Here is a 20,940-nt window from a genome sequence, read left to right on the forward strand (position 1 = left end):
GCCCGCCGCCGTCGTCCTCCAATGCCCTGGCGACCGGGCGCAAAACCCGGTTAACGGGCCAGGCCCCGCACTCGAAAGTGCGGGGCCTGGCCTGATTATCCAGCTTGGGACTGACAGCCGTTTTTAGCGGAAGTCGTTGCCGAGATCGTAGTCATCCAGCGGGATGGCGTGGAACTCGGGGGCTCCGTCACCGCCCAGGGTGTCGTACGAGAAGTCACTGAATGCGCTGGGGCCGGTGAACAGGTTGGCCTTCGCTTCTTCGGTGGGCTCCACGGTGACCTCGGTGTAGCGCGGGAGGCCCGTGCCGGCCGGGATCAGCTTACCGATGATGACGTTCTCCTTGAGGCCCAGCAGCGGATCGCTCTTGCCTTCCATGGCCGCCTGCGTCAGGACGCGGGTGGTCTCCTGGAAGGAAGCTGCGGACAGCCAGGACTCGGTGGCCAGCGACGCCTTGGTGATGCCCATGAGCTCCGGACGGCCGGATGCCGGCGTCTTGCCCTCGGACACAACGCGGCGGTTGGCGTCTTCGAAACGGCTGCGCTCGGCGAGCTCGCCGGGCAGCAGGTCCGATTCGCCGGACTCGATGACCGTGACGCGGCGCAGCATCTGGCGGACGATAACCTCGACGTGCTTGTCGTGGATACCGATGCCCTGGCTGCGGTACACGCCCTGCACTTCGTCCACAAGGAACTTCTGTGCCGCACGCGGACCCATGATGCGCAGGACCTGCTTGGGGTCCACCGGACCGTTGATCAGCTTCTGGCCAACGGTGACGTGGTCGCCGTCTTCGATCAGCAGGCGTGAACGGCGCAGGACCGGGTAAGCGATCTCTTCCGTTCCGTCATCCGGGGTGATGACCAGGCGCATCTGGCGCTCGGACTCTTCGATGGCGATGCGGCCGGCTGCCTCGGCAATCGGCGCAACACCCTTCGGAGTACGGGCTTCGAAGAGCTCCTGGATACGGGGCAGACCCTGGGTGATGTCGTCGCCACCGCCGGCGGACACTGCACCACCGGTGTGGAACGTACGCATGGTCAGCTGGGTACCGGGCTCACCGATGGACTGGGCGGCGATGATGCCGACAGCCTCGCCGATGTCCACGGTCTTGCCGGTGGCCAGCGAACGGCCGTAGCACAGGGCGCAGGTACCAACGCTGGACTCACAGGTCAGGACCGAGCGGACCTTGACCTCGGTGATGCCGGCCTTGAAGAGCTCGTCGATGACGACGTCGCCGCAGTCGGTGCCGGCGGCTGCGAGGACGTTGCCCTCGGAGTCCACGACGTCGACAGCCAGCGTACGTGCGTAGGCGCTGTTCTCGACGTTCTCGTCCAGGACCAGCTCACCGTTGGAGTCGGCGACGGCGATCGGCGTGACCAGGCCACGCTCGGTGCCGCAGTCCTCTTCACGGACGATGACATCCTGCGAGACGTCCACCAGGCGTCGGGTCAGGTAACCCGAGTTGGCGGTACGCAGAGCGGTATCGGCGAGGCCCTTACGGGCACCGTGCGTGGCGATGAAGTATTCCAGCACCGACAGGCCCTCACGGTACGAGGACTTGATGGGGCGCGGGATGATCTCACCCTTAGGGTTGGCCACCAGGCCACGGATACCCGCGATCTGACGGACCTGCATCCAGTTACCACGGGCACCGGAGGACACCATGCGGTTGATGGTGTTCATCGGAGACAGGCTCTCACGCATCACCGCAGCGATGTCGTTGGTTGCCTTGTTCCAGATCTCGATGAGTTCCTGGCGACGCTCGTCGTCGTCGATCAGGCCCTTGTCGTACTGGCCCTGGATCTTGGCGGCGCGTTCCTCATACCCGGCAAGGATCTGCGGCTTGGCAGCCGGAACCTCGATGTCGGAGATGGCAACCGTGACGCCCGAACGGGTGGCCCAGTAGAAACCGGCATCCTTCAGGTTGTCCAGCGTTGCCGCGGTAACAACCTTCGGGTAGCGCTCAGCGAGGTCGTTGACGATCCTGGACAGTTCGCCCTTGTCCGCTACAGCCTCAACCCAGGGGTAGTCCTCGGGCAGGGTCTCATTGAAGAGGACCTGGCCCAGGGAGGTTTCCACGATTGCGGGCTGGCCCTGCTCCCAACCTTCGGGGGCTTCCCAACCGGCGTAGGGCACGAAGCCTTCGAGGCGGATCTTGACCTGGGAGTTCAGGTGAAGGTCGCGGGCATCGAACGCCATGATGGCCTCGGATACCGAACCGAAGATGCGGCCTTCGCCGGCCGAACCCTTCCGCTTGGTGGTCAGGTGGTAGAGGCCGATGATCATATCCTGCGAAGGCAGGGTGACCGGGCGTCCATCGGACGGCTTCAGGATGTTGTTCGAGGACAGCATCAGGATGCGCGCCTCAGCCTGCGCCTCGGGGCTCAGCGGCAGGTGCACTGCCATCTGGTCACCGTCGAAGTCAGCGTTGAAGGCACCACAAACCAGCGGGTGAAGCTGGATGGCCTTGCCTTCAACAAGCTGCGGCTCGAACGCCTGGATACCCAGGCGGTGCAGGGTAGGTGCACGGTTGAGCAGCACCGGGTGCTCGGTGATGATCTCTTCGAGCACGTCCCAAACCTGCGGACGGTAACGCTCGACCATGCGCTTTGCCGACTTGATGTTCTGGGCGTGGTTGAGGTCAACCAGGCGCTTCATCACGAACGGCTTGAAGAGCTCCAGGGCCATCTGCTTGGGCAGGCCGCACTGGTGCAGCTTCAGCTGCGGGCCGACGACGATGACCGAACGGCCGGAGTAGTCAACACGCTTGCCGAGGAGGTTCTGGCGGAAGCGGCCCTGCTTGCCCTTAAGCATGTCGCTCAGGGACTTCAGCGGGCGGTTGCCCGGACCCGTAACCGGACGGCCACGACGGCCGTTGTCGAAGAGGCTGTCAACAGCTTCCTGAAGCATGCGCTTCTCGTTGTTGACAATGATCTCCGGGGCGCCGAGGTCAAGCAGGCGCTTGAGTCGGTTGTTGCGGTTGATCACACGACGGTAGAGGTCGTTGAGGTCGGAGGTCGCGAAGCGGCCACCGTCCAGCTGGACCATCGGGCGCAGTTCCGGCGGGATCACCGGGACGGCGTCGAGGACCATGCCGAGCGGGCTGTTGTTGGTGGTCAGGAACGCGTTGACCACCTTCAGGCGCTTGAGGGCACGGGTCTTGCGCTGGCCCTTGCCGTTGGCAATGATGTCGCGCAGCAGGTCGGATTCGGCCTGCATGTCGAAGCCCTCGAGGCGCTTCTTGATGGCCTCGGCACCCATGGAGCCTTCGAAGTACATGCCGTAGCGGTCACGCAGTTCGCGGTACAGGCCCTCGTCGCCTTCGAGGTCGGCAACCTTGAGGTTCTTGAAGCGGTCCCAGACCTGCTCGAGGCGCTCGATGTCGGCGTCGGCGCGCTTGCGCACGTTGGCCATCTGGCGGTCGGCGGAGTCGCGGGCCTTCTTCTTGTCGGCAGCCTTGGCGCCTTCGCCCTCAAGGCGGGCGATTTCGCCTTCGAGGTCGCGGGCGATCGCCGCGATGTCGGAGTCGCGGTTGTCGATGAGCTGCTTCTTCTCGATGTCGTGCTCAACCTGCAGGTTGGGCAGTTCCTCGTGGCGGGCAGCCTCGTCGACGCTGGTGATCATGTAGGCAGCGAAGTAGATGACCTTTTCGAGGTCCTTCGGAGCCAGGTCAAGGAGGTAGCCCAGGCGGGACGGAACACCCTTGAAGTACCAGATGTGGGTGACGGGAGCGGCGAGCTCGATGTGGCCCATGCGCTCACGGCGTACCTTGGCGCGGGTGACCTCAACGCCACAGCGCTCACAGATGATGCCCTTGAAGCGCACGCGCTTGTACTTGCCGCAGTAGCATTCCCAGTCACGGGACGGGCCGAAGATCTTCTCGCAGAAGAGGCCGTCCTTCTCGGGCTTGAGCGTGCGGTAGTTGATGGTTTCCGGCTTCTTAACCTCGCCGTAAGACCAGCCGCGGATGTCTTCCGCGGTGGCGAGGCCGATCTGCATGAGGCCGAAGGAGGATTCGCTGGACATATGGTCCCTGTTCTCTCTTGTTCTCTAAATTCTGAAGTCTTGACGAATGAGGGAGGTCAGGCCCGACGGCGGGTGGGCACCCGCCGTCGGACCGGACCTGCTAGACCTCTTCTACGGAGCTGGGCTCCGCACGAGACAGATCGATGCCCAGTTCTTCCGCAGCCGTGAAGACTGCGTCATCAGAGTCACGCATTTCAATTGTGGTTCCGTCCGTGGAAAGCACTTCCACGTTCAGGCACAGCGACTGCATTTCCTTGATCAAGACCTTGAAGGATTCGGGAACGCCCGGCTCCGGGATGTTCTCGCCCTTGACGATGGCTTCGTAGACCTTGACGCGGCCGTGGATGTCATCGGACTTGATGGTGAGGAGTTCCTGGAGCGTGTAGGCGGCGCCATAGGCTTCGAGGGCCCACACTTCCATTTCACCAAAGCGCTGGCCACCGAACTGTGCCTTACCACCCAGCGGCTGCTGCGTGATCATGGAGTACGGGCCGGTGGAGCGGGCGTGGATCTTGTCGTCCACCAGGTGGTGGAGCTTCAGGATGTACATGTAGCCGACCGAGATCGGATCCGGGAACGGCTCGCCGGAGCGGCCGTCAAACAGGCGGGTCTTGCCGGAGGAGTTGATCAGGCGGTCACCGTCACGGGTCACGTTGGTGGAGTCGAGCAGGCCCGTGATTTCTTCTTCACGGGCACCGTCGAAGACCGGCGTTGCAACAGTGGTGGGACCACTCTCGCGCGGCAGGTTCGGCAGCTGCTTGACCCACTCGGGCTCGCCTTCGATCTTCCAGCCGGTCTTGGCAACCCAGCCGAGGTGCGTTTCGAGCACCTGGCCCACGTTCATACGGCCCGGAACACCCAGCGGGTTCAGGACGATGTCAACGGGGGTGCCGTCGGCAAGGAAGGGCATGTCCTCGATCGGGAGGATCTTGGAGATAACACCCTTGTTGCCGTGGCGGCCGGCGAGCTTGTCGCCGTCGGTGATCTTGCGCTTGGCGGCCACGTAGACGCGGACCAGCTGGTTCACGCCCGGGGGCAGCTCGTCGTCGTTGTCGCGGTCGAAGACGCGGACACCGATGACGGTGCCGGACTCGCCGTGCGGCACCTTCAGGGAAGTATCGCGAACTTCGCGGGACTTCTCACCGAAGATGGCGCGCAGCAGGCGCTCTTCCGGGGTCAGTTCGGTTTCACCCTTCGGGGTGACCTTTCCGACCAGGATGTCGCCGGCTTCAACCTCGGCACCGATGTGGATGATGCCGCGCTCGTCCAGGCCTGCCAGGACTTCCTCGGACACGTTGGGGATGTCACGGGTGATTTCCTCGGCACCAAGCTTGGTGTCGCGGGCATCGATCTCGTGCTCCTCGATGTGGATGGAGGAAAGAACGTCCTCGGCAACAATGCGCTGCGAGAGGATAATGGCGTCCTCGAAGTTGTGGCCTTCCCATGACATGAATGCCACGAGCAGGTTCTTACCAAGGGCGAGCTCGCCCTGGTCCGTCGCCGGGCCGTCAGCAATGATGCCGCCGACCTCAAGGCGCTGGCCTTCGTTTACCAGGACGCGGTTGTTGTAGCAGTTGCCCTGGTTGGAGCGCGCGAACTTGTTGATGCGGTAGTTGGTTTCCGTACCGTCGTCGTTGAGCATGATGACCAGCTCAGCGGAGACCTCGGTAACCACACCTGCCTTCTTGGCGATGGTGACGTCGCCGGCGTCGACGGCTGCGGCGCGCTCCATGCCGGTACCCACGAACGGGGCCTCGGAACGGACCAGCGGCACGGCCTGGCGCTGCATGTTGGCACCCATGAGTGCACGGTTGGCATCGTCATGCTCGAGGAACGGGATCAGGGCCGTGGCCACGGACACCATCTGGCGCGGGGAAACGTCCATGAACTCGACGTCTGCGGCGGGAACCAGAACAGGCTCGCCTCCACCACCACGGGCACGGACAAGAACGGTCTCTTCCGAGAACTTCTTGTCAGCATCCAGCGGTGCGTTGGCCTGGGCGATCAGGACCTCGGCCTCGTCGTCAGCCGTCAGGTACTGGACGTCGTCGGAAACGACTCCGTCCTTGACCAGGCGGTACGGCGTCTCGATGAAACCGAACGGGTTGATGCGTCCGTAGGATGCCAGCGAACCGATCAGGCCAATGTTCGGGCCTTCAGGAGTTTCGATGGGGCACATACGTCCGTAGTGGGACGGGTGCACGTCACGGACTTCCATGCCGGCGCGGTCACGGGACAGACCACCGGGGCCAAGGGCCGACAGGCGGCGCTTGTGGGTCAGGCCCGAAAGCGGGTTGTTCTGGTCCATGAACTGCGACAGCTGCGAAGTTCCGAAGAACTCCTTGATGGCTGCCACGACGGGGCGGATGTTGATCAGGGTCTGCGGCGTGATGGCCTCGACGTCCTGGGTGGTCATACGCTCGCGGACAACGCGCTCCATGCGGGACAGGCCGGTGCGGACCTGGTTCTCGATGAGCTCGCCGACGGCGCGGATACGGCGGTTGCCGAAGTGGTCGATGTCGTCGATTTCGACGCGCAGGTCCACTTCCTGGCCGTCACGGGTGCCCTTAATGGTCTTCTCGCCGGCGTGCAGCGCGACGAGGAACTTGATCATGGCAACGATGTCTTCAACGTGCAGGACCGAGGCTTCCTTGTCGCCAAGGGAGCGGTCGATGCCCAGCTTGCGGTTGATCTTGTAGCGGCCAACCTTGGCCAGATCGTAGCGCTTGGAGTTGAAGTACAGGTTGTCCAGCAGGGACTGGGCAGCCTCGACTGTGGGCGGCTCGCCCGGACGCAGCTTGCGGTAGATGTCCAGCAGGGCGTCTTCGCGGGTTTCGGTGGCGTCCTTCTCCAGCGTTGCGCGCATGGAGTCGTACTGGCCGAATTCTTCGAGGATCTGGCCTTCGGTCCAGCCCAGGGCCTTCAGCAGGACCGTGACGGACTGCTTGCGCTTGCGGTCGAGGCGGACGCCGACCTGGTCGCGCTTGTCGATCTCGAGCTCAAACCATGCACCGCGGGACGGGATGATCTTGGCGGTGAAGATGTCCTTGTCGCTGGTCTTGTCAGCGGCACGCTCAAAGTAGGCGCCCGGCGAACGGACCAGCTGGGAGACGACGACACGCTCGGTGCCGTTGACCACGAAGGTACCCTTCTCGGTCATCAGCGGGAAGTCGCCCATGAACACGGTCTGCTGCTTGATTTCGCCCGTGTTGTTGTTCATGAACTCGGCCTTGACGTACAGCGGAGCCGAGTAGGTAGCGTCCCGGTCCTTGCACTCGGCCATGGTGTACTTGGGGTCAGCGAACTCCGGATCGGAGAAGCTCAGGGACATGGTGCCCTGGAAATCCTCGATCGGGGAGATCTCTTCGAAGATGTCCGACAGGCCGGACGTCGTAGCGACGCTGAGATCGTTTTCTTCGACGGCCTTCGCTACGCGTGCCTGCCAGCGTTCGTTGCCGACGAGCCAGTCAAAGCTGTCCGTCTGCAGGGCAAGCAGATTCGGAACATCAAGGGGTTCGTGAATCTTTGCGAATGAGAGCCGGCGAGTGGCACCATCAGTGCTGTCGGCGGTGTTAGCGGTTTCGTTATTAGAGGTGCTCGAGGCGACCAAGAGGGATCCTTCCACAGACCTTCAGGCGTTTTCAGATCTCCCCCGCTGTGCACCCTGCAGAAGTTACTCCGCAGCGCTACCATCCGGTTCCGCTATATGACCCGGGGCCCGGCTGGCTGTGTTGTGACGTATCGACGGCACGTTGATTGCCAGCTGCCAGGCAAAGCCCACCGCTATATGAAGGCTGAAGGTAAACAGGGAAGACGCAAATATCTACGATACGGCAAAACAGCGTATGTGTCTACCCCACTTCGCGCAGGATTGCAAGCACCCTTTTCCGTCCGCTTTCCGGTTCGCGGCGGCCGGTTAGAGCTTGAGCGTCACGCCTTCGGCAGAGCACGTCCCCGAGTTGGCAAACACCGCGTCACGCACGGCGTCCTTGGAAGTCTGGGCGGGCTCCCCGCCGCTTTCGGCTGCGCTGGAGTGGTCGATGGCCAGGAGGCTGAGCGAGGCGAAGAGGCCCTGAAGGTCGCCGGTGACGGTGTCCTTGGCGTCTTCCGCCTGCAGGTAGATGTCCTCGTAGCCGTTGGCGTCGCCGGAGGGCACAGCGGCGTAGTCGGCAAAGAGCGAGTTGAAGCGTTCGCAGGCTTCCTTGGCGCCGCCGGACGTGGCGGAGGACGCCGACGGGCCGTCACTGGCGGAGGCGCTGCTGCTGGCAGCCGGGCTGGAGGTCTGGCCCGCGTCAGCGGTTTCGGCCGGAGCGGGCGCCGACACCGAGCAGGCAGTCAGCCCGGCTACGCCAACAACTGCTGCCAGGGCGAGGATCTTCTTCATTGTCATTGCTCCATCCGTCCCGGGTGCGGCATGGCTGCCCCCTGCATGAGTTTCCGCCGTCCACCCTACGCAAACTGCCGCCGTCGTGCACATTCCGGCCATGGGGACCTCTCCCCTGCTGTCTTCCAGCTAACGCGGCTCCAGGCGGCGCAGGCCCGGAATGCACATGCGTGCCGCCGCGTTTGAATAGATGGGTGACCAGGGTCACGATAACCTTGGTGGCTTACACCGGATGAGATCGGAAGAGATAACCATGGGCAACTCCCCCGGCAACAGTGACGTTGTCATCCTTGCAGCAGTCCGCACCCCGCAGGGACGGATCAACGGGCAACTGGCCAGCTTCACGGCCGTAGACCTTGGCGCGCACGCCATCCGCGCCGCTCTGGACGCCAGCGGCGCTGCGGTGGGTGACGTGGAAGCGGTCATCATGGGCCAGGTCCTGCAGGCGGGGGCGGGCCAGAACCCGGCCCGCCAGAGCGCCATTGCCGCCGGGATCGGCTGGAACGTCCCCGCGGTGACGATCAACAAGGTATGCCTGTCGGGGCTCACCGCCGTCATCGACGCGGCCCGGATGATCCGCGCCGGCGAAGCCGCAGTGGTGGTGGCCGGCGGCCAGGAGTCGATGACCCGGGCTCCCCACATCCTGCCGGGGTCGCGGCAGGGCTGGACCTACGGTTCCATCCAGGCCCTCGACGTGGCCGCCCATGACGGGCTCACCGATGCCTTCGACGGCCAGTCGATGGGCCTGTCCACGGAGACAGGCAACCTCGCCCTCGGCATCGACAGGCCTTCACAGGACAACGTTGCGGCCCAGTCCCACCAGCGTGCGGCGCTGGCCGCCAAGAACGGAACGTTCGACGACGAGATCGTCGCCATCAGCGTCAAGCAGCGGAAGGGTGACCCCCTGGTGGTGGACACGGACGAGGGCGTCCGGCCCAATTCGTCCGTGGAGTCCCTCGGCGGGCTTCGCGCCGCCTTCGTCACCGACGGCACCATCACGGCGGGCAACTCTTCCCCCCTTTCCGATGGCGCCGCGGCCCTGGTGCTGTCATCGCGGGCTTATGCCGAAGAGCACGGGCTGGAATACCTCGCGGTGGTGGGCAAGCCGGGCCAGGTGGCCGGGCCTGACAACTCGCTGCACTCCCAGCCCTCGAACGCCATCCTGAACGCCTTGGGCAAGGCCGGCTGGAGCACAGCTGACCTCGACTTCATCGAGATCAACGAAGCCTTCGGGTCGGTGGCAGTGCAGTCGTTGAAGGACCTCGACTATCCGCTGGAGAAGTGCAACATCCACGGCGGCGCCATCGCCCTGGGCCACCCCATCGGGGCGTCCGGAGCACGCCTCGCGGCGCACGCCGCGCACGAGCTCAAGCGGCGCGGATCCGGCAAGGCGGCGGTGTCCCTGTGCGGCGGAGGAGGGCAGGGCGAAGCGCTCCTGCTCTACCGCGACTGATGGCGGCCCATGCGGCAAACGCAACGGACGGCGTCGGACGCGAACGGTTCCTGGCCGACGCCGCGGCCCGGGGCCTGCACGTGGAGGTGGTGGAACGGCCAGCGGCGAGGAGCCTCGAAGAGGCTGCCGGAATCCTCGGCATCATGCCGGCGGACATCGTCAAATCCCTGGTGGTGAAGCACAAGGACGGGACCTTCCTGTTCGCCCTGGTACCCGGTGACCGGCAGATCTCCTGGCCCAAGCTGCGGCAGTTGGTGGGCGTCAACAAGCTGTCCCTGCCACCGGCCGACATCGCCCTCGAGGCAACGGGCTACGAACGCGGAACCATCACCCCGCTGGGGAGCACCAGCCCGTGGCCTGTGTACGCCGACGCCACCATCACGGGGCGGCGGATATCGATGGGTGCCGGCGCCCACGGCTACAGCGCATTCGTCGACGCCGACGCACTCACGTCCGCCCTCGGCGCCGTCGTCGCTGACATCTCGGACCCGATGTAGGTAGCAGCAAGTGCCGTTATGAGGGCTCATAACGGCACTTGCTGCTACTCAGTTGGGGTCCGGACGCAGAAAAACCCCGCCCCACTGCCAGGCAGTGGGACGGGGTTTTTCGTGGAGAAACCGTTGTTACTTGACGGTAACGCTGGCGCCTGCAGCCTCGAGCTGCTCCTTGGCCTTCTCGGCAGCTTCCTTGGTGGCGCCTTCGAGAACAGCCTTGGGTGCGCTGTCAACCAGGTCCTTGGCTTCCTTCAGACCCAGGGAAGTGATGGCACGTACTTCCTTGATCACTGCGATCTTCTTTTCGCCAGCGGACTCGAGAACGACGTCGAATTCGGTCTTCTCTTCAGCCTCTTCAGCAGCGCCACCGGCGGCGGGGCCGGCAACGGCTACAGCAGCAGCGGTTACTTCGAAGGTCTCTTCGAAGAGCTTGACGAACTCGGAGAGCTCGATGATGGTCAGTTCCTTGAAAGCTTCAATGAGCTCTTCGTTGCTGAGCTTCGCCATGGTAGGCGTCCTTCCTGTTGTGGTGTCCGAACGGCGCGGAGCCGGACAGACACCGGAGTCTGGTGGGGTGAAGAGAATTAGTTCTCTTCTGCAGCGGGAGCCTCGGCGGGTGCCTCGGCTGCTGCTTCAGCTGCAGAGTCAGCAGACTCTTCAGCGGCCGGCGCTTCGGCAGCTGCCGGTGCACCGTTCTCTTCTTCAAGCTTGAGACGCAGCGCATCGATGATGCGTGCAGCTGCGGCAGCAGGAGCCTTGAGGATGCCTGCAACCTTGGCGAGCTGCAGCTCACGGGACTCGAGGGCAGCCAGTGCGGCGACCTCGCTGGCGTCCAGTGCCTTGCCTTCGAAGTAACCGGTCTTGATGACCAGCTGCTTGTTGGCTTTGGCAAAATCCGTCAGGCTCTTGGCAGCGGCAACTGCGTCACCCTTGATGAACGCGATTGCAGTGGGGCCGGCAAGCTGGCCGTCGAATGCTTCGACGCCGGCTTCCTTGGCTGCAATGGCGGTCAGGGTGTTCTTGACGACCGCGAACTTGGTGTCCTGGCCGAGAGAAACACGCAGCTGCTTGAGCTGTGCAACGGTGAGCCCGCGGTATTCGGTCAGGACAGCGGCGTTCGATTCCTTGAAATCGTTAGTGATCTCAGCTACTGCTGAAACCTTGGTAGGCGTTGCCATAACCCTCCTTCCGGGGATAGTGCCGGTATTCGAGGGTCCCGCTCAGGTGAGCTAAAACTAAAAACGCCCCGCGCAGATGCACGGGGCTTGGCTCAACATGTTTCCATGGAGCGTTGCTTCGTTCACCTGCGCCGGCCGCCCTATGTCAGGGTCCTTCGTCCAGAAAGCCACTTCATCTCCCGCGCACAACTGCAGAGTTGAGCAATGCTCGAAAGAGTGGATTTCCAACAACCGACGGTCTTTGGTCCTCCAAGTCTACGGGAGCCCGTGGCAGGACGCCAAATCGGGCCCTCAGCTGGTACTGGTACGGAGCTTCGGCAGCTCTTTCTGCCAGATCCCGGTCACCCCGGCAATACGGAAGCCGAGCTGCTGGTTGACGGTGAGGAGGTACCTGTTATCCGGAGCGTTCCAGGTGTAGATGACGCGCGCGTCAGGGAACTGTTCGGTGAGCCGCTCCATGTTGGAGACCTTGATCAGCAGGCCCAGCTTGTTGCCCCGGTGCTCCTGCAGCACCAGCGTGTCGTCCTGGAACACCACGTCGGCCCGGTGCGCCAGCACGGTGATGGTGGTCAGTCCCACCAGCGTGCCCGAGGCGAGGTGCTCGACGGCGGTGACCACCGTCCGCCGGCCCTGCGCAATGGCGACGTCCTCGGCCTCGCGCAGGATGCCGCCGTCGAACACCATGTCCTGCTCCACGGGGACGTCAAGGTCGGGGTCGACGTCCGCGCCGGCCTGGTTCTCGAGCACCGCGACGGCCTCAAGCCAGCGGTCCGTGCAGCGGTCGGTCCAGTGGTGCAGGCGGTAGCGGCCGTTGTTGGCGTCATCAGCCTCTGCCTGCAGGTCCGCCACAAGCTTCGAATCCAGTGGCAGGATGCAGGCGCTGAACTGTTCGATGTGTTGGAGCGTGTACCCGGTCTTCTGCGCGAACTCCACCTCGCGGCTGTCCAGCGGGACGAAACCCGGCCCGGTTCCCGGCACCAGGAGGGCCTGCTCAAACTCATCCAGCGATGCGCCGGGATGGTTGGTATCCACCAGGATCATGGTGCGGCCCTCACCGCGGGCCAGCTGCTCCGCGGCCTCCAGGAGCCGCCGCCCCACGCCCTGCCGCTGGAATTCGGGCAGTATGTCCAGGGTGAATTCCGCGAGGTCCAGGTGGTCGGTCAGGGGCAGGGCAATGTCCACGGTGCCGACTATTTCGCCGTCCACTTTGGCGACGAGAATCAGTTGCCGCTCGTACGGATCCTCAAACTCCAGGAGCTTCTCGAGGGGACCGTAGGCAAGGTCGTCACTCCCCCAGGTGGCCATCCGGACCTTCCGGCCCACTTCGAGGGCGGCAAGGAAATCGGCAGCGTCCGGCGCCTCAAGGGAGTCAGGAATCCAGAGCTGCTCGATCTTCACGTCTTTTGCCATACGGGGCATCATCCCAGCCGTTTCTGCCACTCCCCTTCATAGCCGGCAGGCCTGAATCCAAGCGCAATATTAATCGAAAGCATATGCTGGTTTTCGCTGGCGTTCCACGTCAAAACCGAGCGGACCGAAGGCCATCTGGCCTGCGCCCGGCCCAGGTTTGCGGCTTTGACCAGCATGCCCAGCCGGTGCCCACGGTGCGGCCCGGCCACCAGCGTGTCCTGCTGGGTGGCGGATCCCGGTACTTCCGGACGCCAGTTCAGGACCGTGTAGGCAACCAGTTCACCCGTCCCGCGGTGCCGGGCCGCTGCCACCACGGACTGCGCACCGCCGCGGACCATGGTGGCCTCCTCGTCACGAACCCGGGCCGGATCCCAGGCCTCCCGTTCCCAGCCCAGGCCTGCAGTGGGGACATCGGTGCTCATGGTCTCCTTCAGCGCTGCGAAGCCGGCAACAAATTCGTCGGGGCACTGATCGTCCCAGAGAACCACTGTGTAGGCGGAGGCCCGGGCGGCGGCTTCGGCCTCAAGCCGGGTCATCAACCCTGACGGTACGGGCAGGTCCAGCCGGCTGGACCGTTCCACCTGTTCAAGCGTGTAGCCGGCCGTTGAGGCAAAGGCGGTAGCGGGGTCGGCGAGGGGCAGCGCACCTGAACCGGACTTCGCCGGCAGCATGGCCGCATCCGTGCCGACGCGGTCCAGCGGGATCTCGTGGTAGCCGTCCAATGAGGTGCGTCCCTGGCGGCGGGCCAGAGCTTCGGCGAACTCCAGCAGCGTGCGGCCAACGCCCTGCCGCCTTTGGGCGGGGTGGACCAGCACATCGATTCCCGCGGTATCAGTGTTCTCCCGCAGCGGCAGGGTCACCGAGCACAGCCCCGCAGGACTGCCATCGCGGCTGGCCAGAAACAGGTGCCGTTCCTCGTACTGGTTCCCCCGCCAGAATTCCAGCGACTCGGCCAGCGTGGGGCACCGGTCCAGGTTGCCCCAGAGGGAGAGTTCGTGGGTTTCGCGCAGGGCATGGCATGCACGGAAGTCTTCGGAAGGTACGACGCCGGGCGGTTGCGTTCGGTTCTCCCGCACGGGGATGTCCACGGGACTGATGGTGATACCGGCGGCGACCGCGTCCGGCGGGAGGGGAAGCGGTGTCCCGGGCATTTCCCCAGCTTAGGCAGAAGGCGGGAACAAGTTAAGCAAAAACCGCCCGGCGCATGCGCGCCGGGCGGTTTTCAATGCTCCGGACTAATCCGGGCAGATGATCTGTAAGGCTTAGGCCTCGGTGAGCACCTTGGTGACGTTCGGGTCCACGGAGATGCCGGGGCCGAAGGTGGTGGCAACGGTGGCCTTCTGGATGTAGCGGCCCTTCGAAGCGGAAGGCTTCAGGCGAAGCACCTCTTCCAGTGCTGCTGCGTAGTTCTCAGCCAGCTTGACGGCGTCGAACGACACCTTGCCGATGATGAAGTGCAGGTTGGAGTGCTTGTCGACGCGGAAGTCGATCTTGCCGCCCTTGATGTCGTTGACAGCCTTGGTGACGTCGGGGGTCACGGTGCCGGTCTTGGGGTTCGGCATCAGGTTGCGGGGACCCAGAACCTTACCGAGGCGGCCAACCTTGCCCATGAGGTCAGGGGTGGCAACAGCGGCGTCGAAGTCGGTCCAGCCGCCGGCGATCTTTTCGATCAGGTCGTCGGAGCCAACGAAGTCGGCGCCGGCTGCGATTGCTGCCTCGGCCTTGTCGCCCGTGGCGAAGACCAGGACGCGGGCGGTCTTACCGGTGCCGTGGGGCAGGTTGACCGTACCGCGGACCATCTGGTCAGCCTTGCGGGGATCCACGCCGAGGCGGAAAGCAACCTCGATGGTGGCGTCGAACTTGGACGGGTTGGTGTCCTTGGCGAGGGTCACTGCCTCGAACGGCGCGTAGGACTTCTCCGCGTCGATCTTGGCGGCTGCTGCCTCATATGCTTTGCTGCGCTTTGCCATGCTGCTCTTTCTCCTTGTGCAGTTGTGGTCTGCGGACCGCGCTGGGCCCTGCCACAGCCGGTGATCCGGACGGTTATTCGTCCCGGATGAACGGCATTTCAATTGTTGGTGGTGCCGGAATTCCGGCAGTGCCACTCGGCGCCATGCTGATGCGCGGCGTCAGGCGGCGGTAGGGGTATTAGCCCTCGACGGTGATACCCATGGAGCGGGCAGTGCCGGCGATGATCTTCGCTGCGCCTTCGAGGCTGGTGGCGTTGAGGTCTTCCATCTTGGTGGAGGCGATCTCGTTGACCTGTGCCTGGGTCAGCTTGGCAACCTTGACGGTGTGCGGGGTAGCCGAACCCTTGGCTACGCCTGCAGCCTTCTTGATGAGCTCTGCAGCCGGCGGGGTCTTGGTGATGAACGTGAAGGAACGGTCCTCGTAGACGGTGATTTCCACGGGGATGACGTTGCCGCGCTGGGCTTCCGTTGCAGCGTTGTACGCCTTGCAGAATTCCATGATGTTGACGCCGTGCTGACCAAGTGCAGGACCGATCGGCGGGGCCGGGTTAGCGGCACCTGCCTGGATCTGCAGCTTGATGAGGCCGGTGACCTTCTTCTTGGGAGCCAATGTAGGGTCCTTCTCTCAATAACTTCCTGGGGCACAGGAGCGTGGCCCAGGTTTTTGGCCGCCATGGCAAGGCGGCCTGCCGTTCCGGAGCCGCTAAGCGGGCGGCGCCGGAACGAATTCTCGGAAAATCAGATCTTGGTGACCTGGTTGAACGCCAGGGTGACCGGCGTTTCGCGCTCGAAGATGGAAACCAGCACCACGAGGGTCTGGGATTCGACCTTGATCTCGGAGATCGTGGCGGGAAGGGTCTCGAACGGGCCTTCCTTGACGATGACGGACTCGCCGACCTCGAAGTCGACGTCCACCGGAGCCTGGTGCTGCTTGTTGACCGGCTTGCCCTTCTCGGCCTGCTCTTCTTCGAAGACCGGCGCGAGCATGGAGAAGACCTCATCGAGGCGCAGCGGCACGGGGTTGTGGGCGTTGCCCACGAAGCCGGTGACACCGGGAGTGTGGCGGACGGCGCCCCAGGAGGCGTCGGTCAGGTCCATGCGGACCAGGACGTAGCCGGGAATACGAACGCGGTTGATGACCTTGCGCTGGGCATTCTTGATCTCGACGACCTCTTCCATGGGCACCTGGATCTCGAAGATGTAATCTTCCATGTCCAGGGTCTGGATGCGGGTCTCAAGGTTTGCCTTCACGCGGTTTTCGTAACCGGCGTAGGAGTGGATGACGTACCAGTCACCTTCCTGGCGGCGCAGCTTGGCCTTGAATTCATCTGCCGGGTCAACGGCAGCGGCGGCTGCCGCGGCGGCGAGGGCGTCAGCGTCGGCATCGCCGGACTCTGCGTCGCTGTCAGCCTCCGCGTCGGCATCGCCGGACTCTGCGTCGCTGTCAGCCTCCGCGTCGGCATCGGCGTCATCGGATTCGGGCGCAGAGGACTCAACCTCAGACTCTTCACCGATTTCTGCGGTGATGTCCACGGCCTCTTCCTGCTCAGTCCCGGTTACCTCGAGCTCCTGCTCAGACACTTGGTCTCCTGCTTCCTCATTGCCTAACATGCCTATTTAAATGGCTCAATTCCGCACACCGGCGCTCCCCTCCGGTTTCCCGGATGGAGCGCGCAGCCTGCGGACCCTGCAGCCTTAGTTGTCCGTGGGGCCTGTCCCGCCGAAGAGCCAGCCGACAGCAGTTCCAAAACCGATGTCCAGCAGGCTGACGATGACCATCATGATGGCCACGAACACCAGCACCACGAGCGTGTAGTTGATCAGTTCCTTGCGGGTGGGGGCAACGACCTTCTTCAGTTCGCCGATGATCTGGCGGACGAAAAGTGCAATACGGGCGAAGATGTTTGCCTTGGCATCCTTCTTAGCTGGGCGGCCCTTGGAGCTGCTGGCAGCTGTTTCGGTCACCTGGTCCTCGCTCATCTTTGCAATGGTGGATTACCCGGCCCTGATCAGAACCATGGTTGCTGCGCTTGCCCCGGATTTATAATCCGGGGCAGCTTGCGCAGGGCAGACAGGACTCGAACCTGCAACCTGCGGTTTTGGAGACCGCTGCGCTACCAATTGCGCCACTACCCTATGGAGTGAAAACCAACCAGCAACGGCGATTCACCAGCTTTCACTGGGGCGCACGCCATCATCTGTGTTTCAACACCGGTGAATCAGTCTACGGCAACATCTTCGCGTTCGTAAAACCGACCCGTTCCAGCCTCTCCGCAAGCCGGTGTGTCCGTGCCTGGCGGGCCAGTCACATTTCACATCCGGCACCCCGGAGGGTCCGGTGAACAGCATAGAGTAGAAAACGTCGAATCCCACATTCCAGCCATCCGGCTGCAAGCGTAGAACGGACCTGCCATGTCTGCCGCCCGCGTTTCCCAGCGCATATCCGCAATTGCCGAATCCGCCACCCTGGCCGTTGATGCCAAGGCGAAAGCGCTGAAGGCTGCTGGGCGTCCGGTGATTGGCTTCGGCGCAGGCGAGCCGGATTTCCCCACCCCGGACTACATCGTCCAGGCTGCCATTGAGGCCGCCGGGCAGCCGAAGTACCACCGCTACTCCCCCGCAGGCGGGCTTCCCGAACTGAAGAAGGCCATCGCCGAGAAGACGCTCCGGGACTCCGGATACGCCGTCGACCCCTCCCAGGTGCTGGTGACCAACGGCGGCAAGCAGGCCGTCTACAACACGTTCGCCACCCTGGTGGATCCCGGCGACGAGGTCATTGTCCCCGCCCCGTTCTGGACCACCTACCCTGAAGCAATCCGGCTGGCCGGCGGCGTGCCCGTCGAGGTTTTTGCGGGGCCGGAGCAGGGCTACCTGGTGACTGTCGAGCAGCTCGAAGCAGCCGTGACGGACCGGACCAAAATCCTCCTGTTCGTCTCGCCGTCGAACCCCACCGGCGCCGTCTACTCCCCTGAGCAGGTGGCCGAGATCGGCAAGTGGGCAGCGTCGAAGGGCATCTGGGTGGTCACCGATGAGATCTACGAGCACCTGACCTACGACGGCGTTCCGTTCACCTCCATCGCCACGGCCGTTCCCGAACTCGGCGACAAGGTGGTCATCCTCAACGGTGTGGCCAAGACCTATGCCATGACCGGATGGCGCGTCGGCTGGATGATCGGCCCGGCGGATGTCATTAAGGCCGCCACGAACCTGCAGTCGCACGCCACCTCCAACGTGTCGAACATTCCGCAGATCGCCGCCCTCGCCGCCGTCTCCGGCCCGCTGACCGCTGTCGATGAGATGAAGGTGGCCTTCGACCGCCGCCGGAAAGCGATCGTGGCCGGTCTCAACGCCATTGAAGGCGTGGAATGCCCGACGCCGAAGGGCGCCTTCTACGTATACGCGGACGTCCGCGGGCTGCTGGGCAAGGAGTTCCCCACGGCCGCCGGCACCGCCACGCCGCAGACCTCGGCTGAGCTGGCGTCCCTGATCCTGGACGAGGTGGAAGTGGCAGTGGTTCCGGGCGAGGCGTTCGGCCCGTCCGGCTTCCTGCGCCTCTCCTACGCCCTGGGCGACGACGACCTCGCCACCGGCGTGCAGCGCCTGCAGGATTTCCTCGGCAAGGCCCAGTAAACGCCCGCTCACTTTTGGTGTCATAAACCCAAACGCCCGCTCACTCTTCTCAAGAGAGTGAGCGGGCGTTTGCTTTTATCCCGCCGGAAGTGAGCGCGCGTTGACGGAATAACCACATGATGTGAGCGCGCGTTGGGTTAGAGGAGGCGGCGCTCTGCGGCCCACTTGGTGAGTTCGTGCCGGCTGGAGAGCTGGAGCTTCCGCAGGACGGCGGAAACGTGGGTTTCCACCGTCTTGATGCTGATGAAGAGCTCCTTGGCCACCTCCTTGTAGCTGTACCCGCGGGCGATCAGGCGCATGACCTCAAGCTCGCGGGCGGAGAGCTTGTCCAGCTCGTCGTCGGCGATGTCCGCCGGAGCGGTCCCGAAAGCATCCAGAACGAACCCTGCCAGGCGCGGTGAGAAGACGGCGTCCCCGCCGGCAACCCTGAACACTGCGTCGGTGATCTCGGCCCCGGAGATGGTCTTGGTGACGTAGCCCCTGGCTCCCGCCCGGATCACTGCCACGACATCCTCCGCAGCATCGGACACGCTGAGGGCCAGGAAACGGGTGGCGCCCAGCAGCGGAACCGACCCTGCGATGACCTCACGCCCGCCGCCTCCCAACCCGCCGGGAAGGTGCACGTCCAGCAACACGACGTCGGGCCGCTGTTCGGCGATGACGGCAATGGCCTGCTCCACGGTGGCCGCCTCCCCCACCACGTGGATGCTGGCATCGAGATCGGCTTTGAGCCCGGAACGGAAGATGGCGTGGTCGTCCACGATGACCACGCGGACGGAGCTGGCGGCCTGCGCGGCTGCCCCCTGGTTGACGTTCATGACTTTCCTTCCACATTGTCCGTGCTTGCAGCGGGCAGCCGGAGGCGGACCTCCGTGCCTTCCCCGGTGCTGAGGATGGCAGCCGATCCGCCGTGCCGCTTCATCCTGCCGATGATGGACTCCCGCACGCCCAGCCGGTCCTCGGGCACATCGGCCAGTTCGAACCCTGGACCGCGGTCCTTGATGAAAATTTCGGCCTGGCCGTCCGATGCTTCGAGGTACACGGAGACGGCGCCCCCTCCGTGCCGGGAGGCGTTCAGCATGGCTTCCCGGCCTGCTTGGACCATGGCTTCGTGCCCTTCGGTCATGGCGGCATCGCCGACGCTGACCACCTCCACGGCGTTGCCCAGGAGGTCTTCCACCTCGGCTGCGACGGCCTTGATCCGGTCCGAAAGCTGGCCTGCTTCCCTGCCGGGGTCCTGGAACAGCCAGCCGCGGAGCTCGCGTTCCTGCGCCCGGGCCAGCCGGACAACATCGTGCTCGCTGCCGGCCCGGCGCTGGATCAGGGCGAGCGTCTGCAGCACCGAATCGTGCAGGTGCGCGGCAATCTCGGCGCGTTCGGTCTCCCGGATCCTGCCGGCACGCTCCGTCTCCAAATCCCGCCAGAACTTCAGCGCCCACGGCAACAGGACCAGTACCACGCCGCCCAGGACCGCGACGGAGGCCAGCAGCGCCAGCCAAGTCTGCTCCCAGGAGCCGGAACCGGACACCATCACCAGCACCCCGGCGACCACCAGCGCCAGTCCGGCCGCGAGCCGCGCCCAGCCGCCGGCCTGGTCCGCCTTGGTCTTATCCACCAGCCCGGCCCGCCGCGTTTCATCCAGCTGCATCCATGCGATGGACGCGCCGCCCAGGACGGCGGCGGCAGGGATAAGTGTTCCCAGCGGCACATCGACGCCAAGCAACTGCGCGATCATGATGCCGGCCACCAGCAGCAGCCCGCAGCCGAGGAGGATTTCCTTGCCGTACTTCATGCTCTGCCAGCGGAACCATGGCGCTTCGGCCTGCCTTGGCAGGCGGTGCGGTCCCGGGCGGTCCGCGCCTTGGGGAGCGCCGCCGTCGGACGCCTGGCTCCAGGATTTCTGATTCGAGGGTGGCGGGCTCAATGGCACTTGGCTGAAGGCTGCCGTGCCAAACGGTGGCTGGCCAAAGGGTGCCGGGCCGGGTGGAGCAGGAAGCGACGACGGAGGTATGTTGGACGCGGCGGCCGCCGGTGCCTGGCTCACCGCAGGGGCAATGGGCGACGCCGGCCGCCGGGCATTGCGCCGGGCGGCCTCATCCGCGGTGGGAACCATGATCCACAGCCACGCGTAAAAGACGAGGCCGGCCCCGCCCGCGAGCGTTGCCAGCGCCATGCCTACCCTGACGTTCTTCACCGGCCAGCCCAGATGTACGGCCAGGCCCGAGCAGACACCGGCAATCACGCGGTCGCTGCTGCGGGCCAAAGGGGGCCTGGCGGGGACGGTTGTCATGGGTCAATCCAAGCATGGATCAGGGTTTCCCGGACCCGGATCCGGCGGGAACCGGGGGCAACTCAGGGACCGCTCAGGGTATCCCCCAGTAGAGCGCAGACGGGGCTG

Annotated in this window: 16 protein-coding genes and 1 tRNA gene; 3 read left to right on the forward strand and 14 right to left on the reverse strand. The window is 64.4% G+C overall.

What is annotated here, in order from left to right; translation table 11 throughout:
- Positions 1 to 123 precede the first annotated feature (123 nt).
- From BLT71_RS15520 to BLT71_RS15530, 3 genes are all read right to left on the reverse strand, one after another.
- A complete protein-coding gene (locus tag BLT71_RS15520) occupies positions 124 to 4,023 on the reverse strand; it encodes a DNA-directed RNA polymerase subunit beta' (RefSeq protein ID WP_056075391.1) in 3,900 nt (1,299 codons plus the stop codon).
- Between the two features lie 100 nt (positions 4,024 to 4,123).
- On the reverse strand, positions 4,124 to 7,633 hold the full coding sequence (gene rpoB / locus BLT71_RS15525; protein WP_056075394.1) for a DNA-directed RNA polymerase subunit beta: 3,510 nt from the start codon (positions 7,631 to 7,633) through the stop codon (positions 4,124 to 4,126).
- Between the two features lie 306 nt (positions 7,634 to 7,939).
- Positions 7,940 to 8,413 carry a hypothetical protein gene (locus BLT71_RS15530; RefSeq protein WP_091721988.1) on the reverse strand — a complete coding sequence of 158 codons (474 nt, stop codon included), beginning with the start codon at positions 8,411 to 8,413 and terminating at the stop codon, positions 7,940 to 7,942.
- 247 nt (positions 8,414 to 8,660) lie between these two features.
- Between BLT71_RS15530 and BLT71_RS15535 the strand changes: the two genes are divergently transcribed.
- Together BLT71_RS15535 and BLT71_RS15540 are read left to right on the forward strand one after the other, a co-directional pair.
- Positions 8,661 to 9,860 carry an acetyl-CoA C-acetyltransferase gene (locus tag BLT71_RS15535; protein ID WP_091721991.1) on the forward strand — a complete coding sequence of 400 codons (1,200 nt, stop codon included), beginning with the start codon at positions 8,661 to 8,663 and terminating at the stop codon, positions 9,858 to 9,860.
- Positions 9,860 to 10,357, forward strand: a complete 498-nt coding sequence (locus tag BLT71_RS15540; RefSeq protein WP_091721993.1) for an aminoacyl-tRNA deacylase — start codon at positions 9,860 to 9,862, stop codon at positions 10,355 to 10,357. The genes BLT71_RS15535 and BLT71_RS15540 overlap by 1 nt, the downstream gene beginning before the upstream one ends.
- 126 nt (positions 10,358 to 10,483) lie before the next feature.
- Here the strand turns inward: BLT71_RS15540 and rplL are convergent, their stop codons facing one another.
- The 9 genes from rplL to BLT71_RS15585 form a co-directional block, all read right to left on the reverse strand.
- A complete protein-coding gene (rplL, locus tag BLT71_RS15545) occupies positions 10,484 to 10,861 on the reverse strand; it encodes a 50S ribosomal protein L7/L12 (protein ID WP_056075402.1) in 378 nt (125 codons plus the stop codon).
- Positions 10,862 to 10,938: 77 nt separating this feature from the next.
- Positions 10,939 to 11,532 (reverse strand): 50S ribosomal protein L10, encoded by a 594-nt coding sequence (gene rplJ / locus BLT71_RS15550; RefSeq protein WP_056075405.1) that lies wholly within the window; start codon positions 11,530 to 11,532, stop codon positions 10,939 to 10,941.
- 291 nt (positions 11,533 to 11,823) lie between these two features.
- The gene (locus BLT71_RS15555; RefSeq protein WP_091721996.1) at positions 11,824 to 12,942 is read right to left on the reverse strand and encodes a GNAT family N-acetyltransferase; all 1,119 of its coding nucleotides are present in this window, start codon (positions 12,940 to 12,942) and stop codon (positions 11,824 to 11,826) included.
- A gap of 8 nt (positions 12,943 to 12,950) precedes the next feature.
- Positions 12,951 to 14,093, reverse strand: coding sequence for a GNAT family N-acetyltransferase (locus tag BLT71_RS15560; protein ID WP_091721998.1), 1,143 nt, complete (start codon positions 14,091 to 14,093; stop codon positions 12,951 to 12,953).
- A gap of 111 nt (positions 14,094 to 14,204) precedes the next feature.
- Positions 14,205 to 14,912, reverse strand: a complete 708-nt coding sequence (gene rplA / locus BLT71_RS15565) for a 50S ribosomal protein L1 (protein WP_015937867.1) — start codon at positions 14,910 to 14,912, stop codon at positions 14,205 to 14,207.
- Between the two features lie 178 nt (positions 14,913 to 15,090).
- Positions 15,091 to 15,522 carry a 50S ribosomal protein L11 gene (gene rplK, locus BLT71_RS15570; protein ID WP_003803853.1) on the reverse strand — a complete coding sequence of 144 codons (432 nt, stop codon included), beginning with the start codon at positions 15,520 to 15,522 and terminating at the stop codon, positions 15,091 to 15,093.
- Between the two features lie 128 nt (positions 15,523 to 15,650).
- Positions 15,651 to 16,493 (reverse strand): transcription termination/antitermination protein NusG, encoded by an 843-nt coding sequence (gene nusG / locus BLT71_RS15575; protein WP_091722001.1) that lies wholly within the window; start codon positions 16,491 to 16,493, stop codon positions 15,651 to 15,653.
- A gap of 114 nt (positions 16,494 to 16,607) precedes the next feature.
- The gene (gene secE, locus BLT71_RS15580) at positions 16,608 to 16,892 is read right to left on the reverse strand and encodes a preprotein translocase subunit SecE (RefSeq protein ID WP_043794078.1); all 285 of its coding nucleotides are present in this window, start codon (positions 16,890 to 16,892) and stop codon (positions 16,608 to 16,610) included.
- An 83-nt stretch (positions 16,893 to 16,975) separates the two neighbouring features.
- Positions 16,976 to 17,048, reverse strand: a tRNA-Trp gene (locus tag BLT71_RS15585).
- Between the two features lie 276 nt (positions 17,049 to 17,324).
- Here BLT71_RS15585 and BLT71_RS15590 point away from each other — a divergent pair.
- On the forward strand, positions 17,325 to 18,542 hold the full coding sequence (locus BLT71_RS15590; RefSeq protein WP_015937870.1) for a pyridoxal phosphate-dependent aminotransferase: 1,218 nt from the start codon (positions 17,325 to 17,327) through the stop codon (positions 18,540 to 18,542).
- Between the two features lie 137 nt (positions 18,543 to 18,679).
- On the opposite strand, the gene BLT71_RS15595 is transcribed toward BLT71_RS15590, so the two are convergent.
- Complete coding sequence (locus tag BLT71_RS15595; RefSeq protein WP_172829988.1) at positions 18,680 to 19,360, reverse strand: LuxR C-terminal-related transcriptional regulator; 681 nt, start codon at positions 19,358 to 19,360, stop codon at positions 18,680 to 18,682.
- The gene (locus tag BLT71_RS15600) at positions 19,357 to 20,832 is read right to left on the reverse strand and encodes an ATP-binding protein (RefSeq protein WP_091722004.1); all 1,476 of its coding nucleotides are present in this window, start codon (positions 20,830 to 20,832) and stop codon (positions 19,357 to 19,359) included. Before BLT71_RS15600 ends, BLT71_RS15595 begins: the two co-directional genes overlap by 4 nt.
- Between the last annotated feature and the right edge of the window lie 108 nt (positions 20,833 to 20,940).

The sequence above is a fragment of the Pseudarthrobacter equi genome (assembly GCF_900105535.1).
Taxonomy (GTDB): domain Bacteria; phylum Actinomycetota; class Actinomycetes; order Actinomycetales; family Micrococcaceae; genus Arthrobacter; species Arthrobacter equi.

Excerpts from the sequence above, each read along its gene's own strand:
- BLT71_RS15555 (WP_091721996.1), bottom strand. The coding sequence starts at position 12,942 with ATGGCAAAAGACGTGAAGATCGAGCAGCTCTGGATTCCTGACTCCCTT.
- BLT71_RS15535 (WP_091721991.1), top strand. The coding sequence starts at position 8,661 with ATGGGCAACTCCCCCGGCAACAGTGACGTTGTCATCCTTGCAGCAGTC.
- BLT71_RS15590 (WP_015937870.1), top strand. The coding sequence starts at position 17,325 with ATGTCTGCCGCCCGCGTTTCCCAGCGCATATCCGCAATTGCCGAATCC.
- rplA (WP_015937867.1), bottom strand. The coding sequence starts at position 14,912 with ATGGCAAAGCGCAGCAAAGCATATGAGGCAGCAGCCGCCAAGATCGAC.
- BLT71_RS15560 (WP_091721998.1), bottom strand. The coding sequence starts at position 14,093 with ATGCCCGGGACACCGCTTCCCCTCCCGCCGGACGCGGTCGCCGCCGGT.
- BLT71_RS15595 (WP_172829988.1), bottom strand. The coding sequence starts at position 19,360 with ATGAACGTCAACCAGGGGGCAGCCGCGCAGGCCGCCAGCTCCGTCCGC.
- secE (WP_043794078.1), bottom strand. The coding sequence starts at position 16,892 with ATGAGCGAGGACCAGGTGACCGAAACAGCTGCCAGCAGCTCCAAGGGC.
- rplL (WP_056075402.1), bottom strand. The coding sequence starts at position 10,861 with ATGGCGAAGCTCAGCAACGAAGAGCTCATTGAAGCTTTCAAGGAACTG.
- BLT71_RS15540 (WP_091721993.1), top strand. The coding sequence starts at position 9,860 with ATGGCGGCCCATGCGGCAAACGCAACGGACGGCGTCGGACGCGAACGG.
- BLT71_RS15530 (WP_091721988.1), bottom strand. The coding sequence starts at position 8,413 with ATGACAATGAAGAAGATCCTCGCCCTGGCAGCAGTTGTTGGCGTAGCC.
- BLT71_RS15600 (WP_091722004.1), bottom strand. The coding sequence starts at position 20,832 with ATGACAACCGTCCCCGCCAGGCCCCCTTTGGCCCGCAGCAGCGACCGC.
- BLT71_RS15520 (WP_056075391.1), bottom strand. The coding sequence starts at position 4,023 with ATGTCCAGCGAATCCTCCTTCGGCCTCATGCAGATCGGCCTCGCCACC.
- rplJ (WP_056075405.1), bottom strand. The coding sequence starts at position 11,532 with ATGGCAACGCCTACCAAGGTTTCAGCAGTAGCTGAGATCACTAACGAT.